The organism is Mucilaginibacter sp. P1_A3 (assembly GCF_056406855.1).
In genome coordinates this window covers 64,375-79,522 of record NZ_JBFTZJ010000018.1, presented here as the reverse complement: position 1 = coordinate 79,522, position 15,148 = coordinate 64,375, and the positions used below count along the sequence as shown (strand labels likewise).

Below are 15,148 nucleotides of genomic sequence, written 5' to 3'. Positions count from 1 at the left end.
GCCGTTTACCGCCGGGCTGCCCGTGGAGTATTGGTCTGAACCTGGGGCTACCGGGTAAAAGCCCAGTGTGCTGAAGATATACCAGGCGCTCATCTGCCCGGTGTCGTCATTCCCGCCCAGTCCGTCCGGGGTGGGTTTGTACATCCTTGGCAGGATCATCCTGATCCGTTCCTGGGTTTTCCAGGGTTCGTGGGTCCAGTTATACAAATAGGCTACATGGTGCGATGGTTCGTTGCCATGTACATAGTTACCAATGATGCCATCCCGGGTGATGTCTTCTGTCTCGGCGAAGTATTTATCCGGCAGGTTCATCGTGAACAGGGAATCCAGGTAGGTGGTGAATCTTTTGTTGCCGCCCATTAACTCAATCAATGCTTTGGGGTCCTGCGGGGCAAAAAGCGTATAGTTCCAGCTGTTACCCTCGATGAAGCCTTCATTGATCGTGCTCAGCGGATCGAACGTTTTCCGGAAAGTGCCGTTACTGAGTTTGGGACGCATGAAGCCCGCGGCTTTATCGTATACGTTCTTGTAGTTTTCCGAGCGTTTGATAAATTCATTGTAGATCTCCATCCGGTTCAATTTTTTGGCCAGCTGGGCGATGGCCCAGTCGTCAAAGGCATATTCCAGGGTGGAGGATACCGATACCCCGCTTTTTTCGTCGGGGATATAGCCTTTATCCATGTACTCGCCGATGCCTTCATAGTCCCGGTGTTTGGCTGTAGCCACGCAGGCATCCAGGGCCTTGTTCGCATCGAAATGCACATTGCCCTTGACCACCGCGTCGGCGATGACCGCCACGCTATGGTAGCCGCTCATACACCAGTTCTCGTTACCCGAGTTGGACCAGATGGGCAGCATATGTTCCGGGCTCTGATCATAGTGCGCCAGCATGCTTTGGATCATATCGGCATTCCGCTGGGGTTCAATGATGTTGAACAGCGGGTGCAGGGCCCGGTAGGTATCCCAAAGCGAAAAAGTGGTATAGTTGGTAAAGCCTTCGGCTTTGTGTATGTTCTGGTCTATGCCTTTGTACTGCCCGTCGGCATCCATATACATGGTCGGGTTGATCATGGTATGGTACATGGAGGTATAAAAGTTTTCTTTGATCTCCCGGTTACCCTGGATCTCAATTTTATGCAGTTCGGTTTCCCAAAGCTGCTGACCCTCCGCCTTTACCTGCTCAAAGTCCCAGCCCGGGATTTCGGTCTGCATGTTGTTCAGCGCGCCGGCCATGCTTACCGGCGACAGCGCGAACTTGATTTTGATTTTTTCCCCGGCTTCGGTTTTGAAATCGAAGTAAGCCCGGAGTTGTTTGCCGGCTATCTCGGGGAAGTTTTTGGTTTGGTTGAACTTACCCCAGAAACCGCCGTACACTTCCCGTTTATCGTATTTTTTGTAGCCGTGTTTAAAAAAGGCTTTGTTAAAGCTCATCGCGAAGTACAGGGTGCGGGTGCGGGCCCAGCCATTGGTTTGGCGGTAGCCCATCACCGTGCTGTCGTTCAGTACCCGCAGATACGTCCACACGTTTTTATCGGGGTAATTATAGATGCCCGCCATCAGGTCCAGGACGATATGCGACTGGTCGGATTTGGGAAAGGTATATTGGTGAAAGCCTACCCGGGCCGTGGTGGTCATCTCAGCGGTGATATTGCTTTCATCCAGCTTTACTTTATAGTAATTGGCCTGGCTTACTTCGTTCTGGTGCGAAAAGCCGGAGCGGTAGCCGCTGCCCGGTTTATCGGCTGTGCCGGGGTTGAGTTTTAATTGCCCTACGGTCGGCATGATTAAAAAGTCGCCCAGGTCGGAGTGGCCGGTGCCGCTAAAATGGGTATGGCTGAAGCCTACGATCGTTTTATCATCGTACTGGTAGCCTGCGCAGTATTTGTATACATCGGGGTTGTATTTGCCGTTCAGCTCGTAGCCTGCCGTATCGGTTTCGGGACTCAGTTGTACCATCCCGAAGGGTACTGTCGCGCCCGGGTATACGTGCCCCATTCGCTGCGTGCCAATGATCGGACGTACATACTGAACTAAGTTTTCGAAGGGGTGGGTTTGCGCCTGCAGGGAAATTGCCGGACTTAAAAGTAATGCAAAAAGAAATTTCTTCATTTTATCTGTAAAGAGAGCTAAATGTTATATAGCTGGATTGGCAGCATAAGCCGCCCAAAGTTCGTCAAGTGTTTTGCCGGTTTCTTTTTTCCAGCTATCATCTGTAAAGGTGTGGTCGCGTAATTGTTTATCGAAAGTTTTTACCACACCTGCTTTGTAATTTTTTTCAGTCCAAACCAAAAAACGGGCGGTAACCCGGTAAGCGTTATCATAATTTTGCGTAGATTTAAATTCAGGCAATGCCCAGTGCGCACCTGCATTATCAACACCAAATTTATTACGGGCGTAATCAGCAATGCCCTCGGTTAACCATCCCGGACCAGCGCTATCACCGTAATCCTGTACAATGTGCATCACCTCGTGGGTAACCACGTCAATATCTTTAGGGTGTTTGGTCATATATTTTGAACTGAATACTACACGTGCGTTTGCTGTTGCAGCTACGCCATCATAGGCAGTATCAATAACAAAGGTTACGTTTTTAGTAACTTTTTTATTGTACTCTTTCTCAAGCTTTGGATATACTTCAAAAAAGGTTTCTTCAAGTTTAGCTATCTCCGCTTTATCAAAAGCCGCATCCTGGTTTATAACCGTTAGCTTGTATCCGTTTTTATTAATTACCTCGGTTGATTGGGCATGACCGGCAGCACAAAATGCAAAAACCCCAATTACGTTCAAAAAAAATATTCTCTTCATTATTTTATGTATTGTTTTATATTATTCAAGGTTGAAAATACCCGGCACAATCAAGTTAACAGGATTGTACCGGGATTATTGTTGTGGTATTGTTTTTAAATAGGATCGCGGGTAGCGTGTTTTAATTTAACCGTGATTAAATAAGTACCTTCCTGCGAAACCCTTACAGAAAACCTTGGGTTGTAGCTATAATTCCTACCTGAAGTTGGCGTAAAACCCGGATCGATCTTTACAAATTGCCCGGGGATACGGTAATACATTAAAAATCCCTGCGCCGCTCCCTGGTATGGAAAAGGAATAACCTCAAAATTACAAGTTAAAGATGTATCAGAAACTATAACCGGGTGAAACTTTGCAAAGGTTGTAAAATCACTTCTATCACCACGTTTAATGTATTCGTTCTTTTTAGGGTTAAACGGCACTCCATTTTTATCAACTATCTTTAAGATAGCCAATGTGCCTTTGGGCGATAATTTTGTTACCGTAACACTCGGCTGGCCAAGATCTCCGTTGGTGGTTGTGCCGTCGGCAAACCATGCACTTCCTCCCTGATCAATATCGGCAACGGGGCCATCGTACAAATTAAAAGTGGCCACGTTTTTAATATTCTTTGTACCGTTCTCATTAGTTGCAGCGATATCAAATTCATATGATCCCGCAGGCGCGTTAGCGGTAGTACCGAAAAAGGTAAACCCACCGGTATGTTCGTTAAACTCGAAAGTTGGTGAGCTAACAATTTTACGGCGGCTATTTAGTAAAGCTACCGTGGTATCTACATTTGGGTCAAATTGCTCTATATATACATATCTGTCGCGATTTTTATACAGTGAATCTGCATGTTTATGAGTAACAGCATCTCTTATATCCAATAACCTATAAGTTACCGGCGCGCTTGAGCCATCGTTATCAACCGCAGATGTTTGCACAATATTTCCTCTTTGAACCTGTATCGGGCTATCGCGATAACGGATCTGTCCGCTTAAAAAACCATGAGGTGCCTTAACGCAGGCCACAACACTTGTCGCTATTATGGCGACGGCCAAGATTTTATAACTTTTTTTCATTTTCTTATTATCTAAAAAGTTTATTAATTTGAAATGTTACCAAAATAGGTGAATGTGTGGTTATTGCTTAGTACATGCAATACGCCCGTTGTGGTAATTATACCGGTAGTTTGGCAAAGTGTATAAAGAAACTGCCGGCTATCCAGCGCCGCTATACCATCAATAGTTGTGGGTACCGAACCACCGGGTACCAATGGAACAACTTTGGTAAAGAATATATACTGCGGGTTTGTTGTAAAAATGCCACTGGTATAATCAGTTGTTGGTAATAACTGCATCAGGCGCCTTTCGCCATCTTTTGATTGCACGTATACTCCCTTTTGGGTAAGATTATCCCTGCTATACTTATCTTTAAACATGTATGATTTTAAAGAGTCCTTCAGCGCAACAAAATCAATGTCATCAAACTTGTAAACCAAATTTTCATCGTTTTGGGTAATACGCAGCTGAGCTTGCTTAGACAATACATAGTTGTGGATAGAGTAATTTGTCATCGCGAAAAATGTTCCGCTGGTGTTTACCTCATCCTTTAGCTGCATTTTATTGATCATAAGCACCAGGGTATCAAACGCGTGATTAGTTTTCAAATAATCATAGGTAGTCATGTTCACCTTAGCATTAAAGGGGGTACCGCCAATAACATAGTCCTTTTTACAAGAGAACAGCGCGGTTGCCGCAAATAAGGTGAGTATAAATATTTTTAATGTTTTCATTTTATGCTATTTAAATAGTTATAATTTCCCTTGCCAGTAAGGTGTTTGCGTTAATACAAAATCATCTTTGAACATACCCGGGTCAATTGGCCATAAGTTACCGCCCGCGTTGATCCTGACATCATCAAATCGCTCGTTATAATCTCCTATAAAACTTGAGGTTGGATTGCTGATTTGTTTAGTACGCACCAGGTCATAAAAAGACTGGCCCTCATAAAACAGCTCACGCAGGCGCTCTTCCAGGATAGTGCGATTAAGATCATCGCCTGTACCCGAATAATTATCAATACCAGCCCTTTGACGGATAGTGTTGAGTAACGTTACTGCCTCTCCATCGCGCCCTAAATGATTCAGCGCCTCAGCTCTAAGCAATATAATATCTGCCAGGCGGAAGATGATGATATTATTAGATAACCTTGGATCGTTCTTGGCAGAACCATCGGCATAAGTAATGTTTGAGTATTTGATGGTTTGCCCGTTTGAACCTTGAGCCTGGAAAAAGTATTTCCGGTATCTCAGGTCGGTTGTATCCGGGAATAACTTATTTACATAGGTTGTATTAACCGGCCACTGTAAACTTGACTTGGTAGCTACAAACGGGTATGCAATAGTTGGAGCATAAAGCCCTCCATATGGATTATTAAGTGAGCCGCCTTCGTTTTGGCCATAGCTGATGTTGATCTCGAAGATACCTTCAACAGATTTACCAATAAACACCTTACTAAACTGTGAAGTATCACTAACTAAATGATAACCACCGCTATTAATTACCTGTGCTGCGGCCTGCTCACATCCGCTATAGTCATGCATCCATGCTTTAATGTGTGCTTCCAAAGCAAGAGCGCTGCCTTTGTTTGCCCTTACCGCACGCTGATTTTCATCGCTGTAACCAAATACAAGGTTAGCTTCGGCAGTTTTTAAATCGGCAAGGCATTGTTTAAGTACATCGGCCGCCGGGGTGCGGGGTATATTTTTGGCCTGACTAACATCCAAATCAGGTTCTAACTTCAAAGGTACCGCGCCCCATACCCTACTCATATAAAAGTAAGTAAACGCACGCAGAAAATAAGCTTCGCCTATGATCTGTTTCTTTTCGTCCTGATTGGCAAAGGTGTTGATAGGAATATTAGGCACCTTGTTAATTACCAGGTTTATTTGCTGTAACAGCTGGTAATAGTTTAACCAGTTCCAGTTACCAGAACCAACATTTAGCCCTGTAAATTCGCCATTACTAATGTTATAGTTTCCATCATCCTGTCCAGAATTAATACTAAACTCGCCTGCAGGCGCATCGCCGTAAACATGGAATGAGTAGTTATTGGTTAATACCGACCGCAACAACGCGTATGACCCAGCAATTGCCGTATTGGCATCAGTACCATTTTGAAAATACGCATTTGTAAAAGTGGAGTTATGCGGCTCAACGTCAAGTATCTTTTTACAGGAAGTAACACTTATTAAACCAGTTACCAATAGTAACCCGGCGGTATATTTTAATATGTTCTTTTTCATTTCTTTTCTTATTATCAACATGTATAAAATGTTAAAGGGTTATATCCAGGCCAAGTGTAAACTTTTTAGGGATTGGGTATCCGCTGCCATTATACACACCAAAAGCGTCAACTTCTTCAGCATCCGGCACGTTTGATTTTTGGAAAATGTGCAGGTTATCAACCATTCCATATACCCTTAAATGACTTACATGCAGTTTTCTTAAAATACCTTCTTTAAATCCATAAGAAAGGGATACAGTTTTTACACGCAGATAATCGCCATTTTCAACCCAGGCAGAACTTACAGCCGCGTATTTATAATGCGTTCCGCTTACCGAACTTAAAGACGGGTATTGCGCTACATCACCAGGGTTTTTCCAGTAATTGATGCCAGAAAGATCAGGGAAAGCATTATGTGTTATGTCATGATATGGATCAGGATCGCCATCATCATTGGGAACCAGATGCGATAACTTACCTACCAGGTAATCGTTGTAGATATCGCGACCTAAAGTGAATGTACTGAATACAGATAATGTCCAGCTTTTTAAGCTAAATGTGTTAACAAATCCACCGGTAAATTTAGGATTTGGATTACCCGCAGGTACATAATCTGTTTGATCGAGCGTACCATCGCCATTTGAATCTTTCCATATTGGGTCACCGCCTTTAAACGGATAACCATAAAAATTTAAAGGTTGACCTGTTACCGGATTAATAGGAACATCTTTATCCGTTTTGTAAATACCTGTTTGTTTAAACAGATTATATTCGTTTATAGGCTGTCCTTGTCTTAAAACATACTTATCTAAATAAATATCGCGGCCGCCATTGGGTAACGCGGTAATTTCATTTTGGTTATAGGCAATATTAAAGCTGGTTTCCCATTGAAAAGCACTTTTAGGAGCAAAATAACGGGCTATGAATGATGCCTCAAGGCCCCTGTTTTGTGTACCGATAGAGTTGGTTACAATAGTAGTATAACCCGTGCTCACCGGCAATTGAAGCGAGAAGATACCCTTGCTGGTATTTTTCACGTAGGCATCTGCCGTAAAGCTGAACCTATTGTCGAGAAAAGCCAAATCAACCCCAAGGTTAAATTGTTTTGAATGCTCCCAAGTAAGGTTTTTATTGCTTAATCCTCCGTTAAAATTAGGAGATATAGCCGCAACGCCATTATAAGTATAAGAAAGGTTTTGGCCTGTTTGCGGGCTGCTGCTACCAGAGAAACCACCTGCGCCTATAGCATAGGTATTGTATGATAAATAATTATCGCCACCATCAGGCTGCCTTCCGGTAATACCGTAGCTACCACGAATTTTAAACATGCTTAGCCAATTTTCGGTACCTCTCATAAAAGGCTCGTCGCTTACTATCCAGCCTGCAGATACTGAAGGGAAATAACCTACCCTGTTACCCGCGCCAAATTTTGAAGATGCATCGGCATTAAATACGCCTGATAATAAATAGCGGCCCTTATAATCATAGTTCAACCTTAAAAAACCGGTTTGAATACCACTTTCAATTAAATCTGAGTAAGCTGTTGAGCTGGCTTTGTTTAGCACTTTTACAATCGAGATTTGATCATTAGGGATCCCATCCGCTTCCGCATCAGTTGCCCTGTAGTTATGGTACTCGGTATTTTGACCAATCAACACGTTTATATGGTGTACATTATTTAATGTTGTACTGTATTGCAAACTATTACTCATTAAATAGTTGGCAGAGTTATCTACAAAGCTTGATGCATATCCTGTACCACTTAACCTGACACTGCCGGGAGTATAGGTATCCCTGCGGCTGCCTGCACTTTCATAGGATATTACAGTATTAAATAACCAGTGATCAGATATTTTCCAGTCGATAGTTGGGCTTATGGTAATACTGTTATTGGTATTAGCATCTGTTGATGGGTTGGAGCTGCCAAACAGAAAATCCTTATTATCCTGTGATAGATATAAGTTTGAAGGAGGTAGCGGGCTATTTGCATAATAACCACCTGTAAACGGATTTACGTTACCGCTCACATCGCTCAATGAAGTTGGGCGATCAACCCTGTAAAACCTGATCTGGGTGCTGATCTTCAATTTTGGAGAGAGCGCGACACCCACTGTACTGTTAAATGAATAACGTTGCAACCCTGTTTTTTTGATGATACCAGCTTCATTGTAATAGTTTAAGCCGTAACGGTAGGTTACTACATCGTTACCACCAGTCATAGATAGCTGGTAGTTATCAACCTGCCCTGTTTGGTACAATTGCCCCCTGTAATCGTTGGCGTTATTAAATGCAGGATTTAGGGTATCGGTCAAAATCTGTGGGATACTTTGCAAGTTTTGATAGTTGCCATAATGCTGTATCAACGCAAGTTTCGCCCTTGTCTCGGCAGCACCTGTAAGTACCTTATCCAAGTTAGGTTTATCCGTTATACCGTGATAGGTTGAAAAAGTGATCCTTGGTTTACCGGCTACACCTTTTTTCAAGGTGATGAGGATTACACCGTTGGCGCCACGTGATCCGTATACTGCAGACGCAGATGCATCCTTTAATACATCGATGCTTTCGATATCGCTGATAGGGATACCCGCAAGCGCATCGGTACTGGTTCCGCTACCATAATTAATGGCGGCTATATCTTCGGTGCTTTGCGTAACTCCGTCAATTACGTATAATGGACCAGAAAGAGCTCTGGCAAGGCTTTGCTTTCCTGATGTGGTACCGGTATTGTTATCAATATTACGGCTAACCGCGGTGTTACCCCTCAAAACTACGTTACTGCGTACACCAGGCTCGCCAGAAAAATTCTGAACATTTAAACCAGCAACACGTCCCTGTAATAGCGCATCCAATGTTGGCGCAGGGATATCAGCTATAGCCTTAGGATTAATAGATGTAACAGCAGCACTGATGGTTTTGCGTGCTACAGATTGGTAGCCAATTACAACTACATCTTTTAATGCTTGCTGATCTGTTTTAAGAACGACAACCAGGTCTGATTTAGCTCCGGTTATTTTAATAGTTTCTGGCAGGTAACCAATCATCCTTACGGAAATTGACTTACCTATTTCAACTTTAATTGTAAACGCACCCGAAACATTTGTAGAGATACCTGATGTTGAACCTGCCAATAAAACAGAAGCACCAGGTAAGGGACCGCTGGCGTCCTTAACAATACCCGAAACTGTAACCTGGGTACCCGTAGCCGGGGTAGTTTGGGCGTGCGTGGCAGATACTCCCAAAACAAGTAGTATTGGAATTATGCACGCGTAATAAAAGATCTTTTTTTTGTAAAAAAATTTAATCATAATTAATTAATAAAATGAGCAGTTAATGATTGTTGATATGAAGCAATGCCATATCGATACTGTAATAGGGGTTTGAACAGCGGCGCTGTTATTTGCTTTAAGTTTTAGTTGTTTTTCTATCCATCCAGTTGGTTTTGGTTATTAATTTATATATCAATTTAGGTAAAACGTTTTATCAATTTGTGCATAAAAAAGCTGTCATCCAGGCAAACACAAAAGAAATTTAAAACCGGTGCATCCAATAATGCACTCTGACTGGAAATGAAAGCTCAATTTTCCGAAAGAACAAATATTTATTTCAAATCGTTAAGAAACGATCATTGTTAGTTTTTAAAACTACCTGTTCTATCAAGAGATAAACCCTTCAAGATAAATCGTTTTATCAATATAATCACACGTAGTTAACAATAGAATAATCCAAATATAATATAGTAAAATGTTTTACCAAAACTTAATCGCATTTTTTATTTAAAAACATTAATTTTTGATATAATGGCAATAAAAACAACACATTAAAACTAAAATGATTAAAATAATTCAGTTTTCTTGTTCAAATTATGCGCAGAAACAGAAATAGCAATAAATAGGAGCGTCTGAAACAGCTATTTATTGCCATAAATGATTATCACAGGTAAAAAAACTATTTTACCACTACCGTAGACCCCCGCTCAACAAGCGTTGCTGGTATTTGAAGTTTAATTTTGGAGATATCGTACTTTTCGTTGCTCATTTGCGACAGCAATACATCTATTGCCGACTTAGCTATCTCGTAAGTTGGTTGTTTAACTGTAGTAATACCCGGCGGGTACAACTCAAATATCTCATTATCATCAAAGCTGATAACAGCCAGATCGGCGGGTATATTTAATTTGAGCTCATTGATACTTTGCAGCCCCATGGTGCCCAAATAGTTGGTCGTAAAAAATACCGCATCCATTTGTTTGTGCTGTTTTATAAATGTTTTTATAGCATTTACAGCCTCCGTTTTATCAATATCAAAGGGCACCTTAAAAATCAGCTTTTTATCTTCCTTTATATCGCCAGCCTTCAATGCATCCTTATATCCCTGCAACCTATCCTGCAGCTGAATTAGCTCCAAATCAGCCGTTACAAAACCAATATTACGATAGCCGGAGTTGATAAGGAACTGAATAGCATAATAAGAACTATTGTAATTATCAACCAACACATGCGGAATATCGAGATCAGGAAAATAGCCGTCTATCAATACCACAGCTTTTTCATTTGTCACCAGGTTTTGTATTTCTTTCTCCAAACCCTTTATGGGGGTTATAATGTATCCATCAACCAGTTGCTGAGATAGCATTTTGATCACATCTCTCCCCTTTTGAATATTATTGTTGGTACTACAGTAAATGACTCCATAGCCCGCTTTTTCGGCCTCCTCCTCAATTACTTTAGCCATCGCGCCAAAAAATGGCCCGCCTATGGTCTCCACTATCAACCCAATAACCTTTGATACACCTGTGCGCAAGCCAACAGCCATCCTATTGGGCTCATAACCATTGTTATGGGCCACATCTAAAATCTTTTTACTTATCTCTTTACTTATACGCCCTTTCCCGTTTAAAACAAACGATACTGTGGTTATAGAGGTATTGGTAAGCTTTGCAATATCCTTGATTGATATTTTTTTGTTGATCATGCTATTTTTAGTTTCCGGTAACCTGCGGTATGTAAATGCGGGTAATACTGCTTACCTCCAAAATTATAAATTAATAGTACAGTAAGGCCATTATCTTCCCCGGCTTAAACCCGGTTAACAATATTTAACATTTCAAAAAAGCTTTACAATTAACTTTAAGGTTTATAATAGCCGCAATTAGTGCCCTGTGGCTAAATATAACAAATGATTAACCTGCTTTCACTAAATGTTAAGCAATAATTTTACTAAATGATAAAACCTTTTACTAAACAACATATTAATTTATCAAAATCTTAACTTACCTTGCAAATTACATGATGATAAAAATTTAAAGCCGGTACATTTCAATTAAAATGAGCATAATTCCAAAACTTAACCGTTTTGATCTGTCGATGATCGTTATTAGTTTGGTTATTGGCATGGGTATTTTTGCTACCCCTGCCGAAGTAGCTATCAGCTTAAGCAATCCTTTTTTATATTTTGGCGCCTGGTTTTTTGGTGGAGCAATAAGTTTATGCGGGGCCCTCACTTTTGCCGAAATTGGTGCCCGGTATCCAACAACAGGTGGCTTTTATAAGGCTTTTTCCTATTGCTTTCACCCCGCGTTTGCTTTCATGATCAACTGGATCCTGGTGATCAGCAACGCCGCGTCTGTAGCCGCGGTTGCCCTTATCGGTGCCGAATATATAAATCCCATCATTATGCCAAAGGATTTACAAAATGATATGGGTATAAAGATCACTTCCATTTCATCTGTACTTATTTTATATATCATAAATCTGCTGGGGATTAAAATGAGTGCCCGAACTCAAAATGTACTTACCCTGTTTAAAATAAGCATGATACTTGTTTTGTGTGCTGCCGTGTTTAAAGGCCCTACACCTGCTATAGCGCATCATGCATTTAAACATATTGGCAATAACAGTATATACGGCTTTGGCGTAAGTTTAATAGCTATATTTTTCACCTATGGCGGCTATCAGCAAACCATCAATTTTGGAGGCGACAGTATAAACGCGAAAGTTAATATCCCAAAGGCCATTTTCAGGGGAATGATCATCGTTATCTGTTTGTATATGCTCATCAACTTTGCCTATTACTCAGTTTTAGGAATTGGCGGTATGCAGCACCAGCCGGCATTGGCGGCTACATTAGCCGGCGTTATTTTTGGCGCCATGGGTTATAAAATCATATCGCTACTCATGTTTGTTTCTGTACTTGCTTTTATTAACGTAAATATCATGGCTAACCCAAGGGTTTACTATGCCATGGCCGAGGATGGGATACTCCCCCCGATATTTAAACATATCAACCCCAAAACACAGGTGCAGGAATTTGGATTAAGCTTTTTTGTGGCCGCTGTATTAATCATATTGTTCTTTGTAAACTCCTTTGAGAAAATGCTGAACTATGTGATGTTTTTTGATACAGTGGGGCTTTCAACAGCCGCCTTATCCATTTTTATTTTGAGAAAAAAAACTAAATATCTCGACGGAACAGGAATATATACCATTAAATGGTATCCCTTAATCCCCGTTGTTTTTATTACCAGCTATTGGTTTGTTACTATATCAATTTTTATTGAAAACCCCATGGCTGCCCTCATATGCCTTTGTGCATTTGCAGCTGGCCTTGTTATATATTTTATTACCAAACGCACCCAAAAACCAATTTCAACATCTTAATTATGGATCTTTCATTTATTTTAAATGAACTGGGCGAAGACCGGGAGAATTATTTCAATGCAGTTTCGCCGCCTATTGTACAGTCAAGCAATTTTGCCTTTAAAACGATAACCGACTTAAGGCTGGCTATGGCCGATGAATTTGGGGCCAACTTATATTCACGCGGGCAAAACCCTACACTTACTATTTTAAGAAAAAAACTGGCTGCATTAGATGGAGCCGAAGACGCTTTATTATTTAACAGTGGAATTGGGGCTATTAGCGTATCTATGCTTGCGTTGCTTAAAGCCGGCGATCATGTTATTGCTGTTAAAGATCCTTACAGCTGGACAGAAAAACTGTTCAATGATTTTTTATCTAAATTTAACATCACCACCACATTTATTGACGGAGCCGATTTTAGCAATTTTGAAAACGCGGTGCTGCCACAAACACGTATTATCTATTTAGAAAGCCCCAATACTTTCACGTACCAGGTGCAGGACATCAGAAAAGTAGCTGCCTTTGCAAAGTCGCGCGGGATAATAACCATGATAGATAATAGTTATTGTACGCCGCTCTTCCAACAACCTATAAAAATGGGGATCGACCTTGTTGCCCAATCGGCTACAAAATACATTGGAGGGCACTCTGATATCACAGCCGGCGTACTTACAGGAAGCAGAGCCATGATCAAAAAAATATTCGATCATGAATTTATGAACCTTGGCCCTGCCCTTTCTCCTCACTCTGCATGGTTACTGCTAAGAGGTTTAAGAACATTGCCTTTGCGTTTACACCGGAGTTTTGAAAGTACAAAGATAGTTACCGCATGGCTGAGCAGTCATAAAGCTGTGCAAAGGGTACTATGGCCCTTTAGTGCTGATTTTGATCAAACAGAACTTGCTCATGAACAAATGCAGGGTTGCGGCGGCCTATTTAGTTTTATTTTAAAAGATTCCTCTTTTGCAAAAATTGAAGCCTTTTGTAATCAATTGCAACACATCCTCATAGCGGTTTCATGGGGAGGCCATGAAAGTTTGGTGGTACCGGCAATTGCATCAATTGCAGAGCAGGACTATAGTGCTGTAGATGATCACCATCAACTCATCAGGATGTATATTGGATTGGAAGAACCACAATATTTGATAGATGATTTAACACAAGCATTGGCAAAGGTTTAAAATAAATAAAACCGGCCCAGGGTGCGGACCGGTTTTATATTAATAAAGACCCCATACCATTAAAAGATGTGGGCTGAATGCAAACAAGCAGATTATTTTGTTGCCATCACAGTAGCATTTTTAAACAGAGGATTTATTTTAAAATAAGTTCCTCCGCTAAAGCTGATCATGTAATCAGATTTAAAGTGAGTGCTTTTTTGGTAATAATCAGTACTAATAATTTGTGCGCCCGATTCCTGGGCAGCTTTGAAAGATGATTTATCATCATTACGGGCTTCCTCGGTATCAGAGTCCGCACGGGTACGGATGATGTAGCCTTTTTTTACCAGCCTTTTTATTGCTGCCAAATCTTTTTTAGCATCGTTCATGATATGAATAGCAGCCTCGGGAGTTCCCGGAAGCGCGTCGGCAAACAATACCCGTCCTTTAAGTGAAGGATGGCCTGCTATGTAAGATGCCCTTTTAGCTCCTTTCTCATCGAGTATAAAAATAAATTTACCCTTTGCGGCTTTCAATGTTGGCCAGTTGTTGTGCAATACGGCTGTTTCAAGGGTTTTATACTTTCCGCGTATATCATCGGGTGTTATTAAGTATTGTTTACCAAGGTTATCTAATATAGCCTTGTCAAGTTGGTCAAACGTTTTGGATGTGAATTTTTCGGGCACGGTAAAGCCCGGTTTCTTCATTCGCTCATCCTTTGCATTCATGGTAATAAAAATAAGATTATGATCAGGGTGTGCATCACTCCATGTTTTCAGTTCCTGCAGGCAAAGTTTAAAAGTTAAACAGTTGCTGCGGTAATCAATATCCTGAATATGAAAAACCTTAAAGCCGGGCTCTTTCATTACACCCTGTGTATCATAAGGTGGTTGACCAGGTACCCAGTCAAGCCCTTTAGGGTGTGCATATTTACCGCCTTTGGCATCGGCATAAACATCTATTTCCAATGCATTTAAGCCCAAATTAAGCTGATCTGAAAGGCCAATATGGTCGTAATCAATTTTGCTCATCCCCACAGAATCGCGCTTTTGCAAAAAACGGAATAGTTTAGGATCAATAGCCCGTTTATAACTGTTGTGTGATCCTATCACCTGGATCTTATTTATAGTGAGATCCTCCTGATCATTTTTTAAAAACGAAAGAGGAAGTAAAAGACTAATCAGTAAGCCGCTAATAATTTTCATTTTTTATTTATTTTACTATTTAATTAAAACGTAAAAAGCGCAAAAGTTTTACCTTTTGCGCTCATTAATA

General features: G+C 41.1%; 10 protein-coding genes. 2 read left to right on the top strand and 8 right to left on the bottom strand.

The window, feature by feature from the left end:
* From AC1D0K_RS29585 to AC1D0K_RS29555, 7 genes are all read right to left on the bottom strand, one after another.
* The coding region (locus AC1D0K_RS29585; protein WP_477463144.1) for a GH92 family glycosyl hydrolase at nucleotides 1–2,109 on the bottom strand (2,109 nt) is incomplete at its 3' end.
* A gap of 24 nt (nucleotides 2,110–2,133) precedes the next feature.
* The gene (locus AC1D0K_RS29580; RefSeq protein WP_477397537.1) at nucleotides 2,134–2,805 is read right to left on the bottom strand and encodes a basic secretory protein-like protein; all 672 of its coding nucleotides are present in this window, start codon (nucleotides 2,803–2,805) and stop codon (nucleotides 2,134–2,136) included.
* Nucleotides 2,806–2,900: 95 nt separating this feature from the next.
* Nucleotides 2,901–3,869, bottom strand: a complete 969-nt coding sequence (locus tag AC1D0K_RS29575) for a DUF5007 domain-containing protein (protein WP_295715823.1) — start codon at nucleotides 3,867–3,869, stop codon at nucleotides 2,901–2,903.
* A gap of 23 nt (nucleotides 3,870–3,892) precedes the next feature.
* Nucleotides 3,893–4,582, bottom strand: coding sequence for a hypothetical protein (locus AC1D0K_RS29570; protein ID WP_477397535.1), 690 nt, complete (start codon nucleotides 4,580–4,582; stop codon nucleotides 3,893–3,895).
* A gap of 18 nt (nucleotides 4,583–4,600) precedes the next feature.
* A complete protein-coding gene (locus AC1D0K_RS29565; protein WP_477397533.1) occupies nucleotides 4,601–6,094 on the bottom strand; it encodes a RagB/SusD family nutrient uptake outer membrane protein in 1,494 nt (497 codons plus the stop codon).
* Nucleotides 6,095–6,125: 31 nt separating this feature from the next.
* Nucleotides 6,126–9,380 carry a SusC/RagA family TonB-linked outer membrane protein gene (locus tag AC1D0K_RS29560; RefSeq protein ID WP_477443552.1) on the bottom strand — a complete coding sequence of 1,085 codons (3,255 nt, stop codon included), beginning with the start codon at nucleotides 9,378–9,380 and terminating at the stop codon, nucleotides 6,126–6,128.
* Nucleotides 9,381–10,020: 640 nt separating this feature from the next.
* Entirely contained in the window at nucleotides 10,021–11,046 is a 1,026-nt protein-coding gene (locus tag AC1D0K_RS29555) for a LacI family DNA-binding transcriptional regulator (protein ID WP_477397529.1), read from the bottom strand.
* 353 nt (nucleotides 11,047–11,399) lie between these two features.
* Here AC1D0K_RS29555 and AC1D0K_RS29550 point away from each other — a divergent pair, with 353 nt between their 5' ends.
* Both AC1D0K_RS29550 and AC1D0K_RS29545 read left to right on the top strand, forming a co-directional pair.
* Nucleotides 11,400–12,731 (top strand): APC family permease, encoded by a 1,332-nt coding sequence (locus tag AC1D0K_RS29550; protein WP_477397527.1) that lies wholly within the window; start codon nucleotides 11,400–11,402, stop codon nucleotides 12,729–12,731.
* Nucleotides 12,732–12,733: 2 nt separating this feature from the next.
* Entirely contained in the window at nucleotides 12,734–13,894 is a 1,161-nt protein-coding gene (locus AC1D0K_RS29545) for a trans-sulfuration enzyme family protein (protein WP_477397525.1), read from the top strand.
* Between the two features lie 92 nt (nucleotides 13,895–13,986).
* On the opposite strand, the gene AC1D0K_RS29540 is transcribed toward AC1D0K_RS29545, so the two are convergent.
* The gene (locus AC1D0K_RS29540) at nucleotides 13,987–15,078 is read right to left on the bottom strand and encodes a phosphatidylinositol-specific phospholipase C1-like protein (RefSeq protein WP_477442141.1); all 1,092 of its coding nucleotides are present in this window, start codon (nucleotides 15,076–15,078) and stop codon (nucleotides 13,987–13,989) included.
* Between the last annotated feature and the right edge of the window lie 70 nt (nucleotides 15,079–15,148).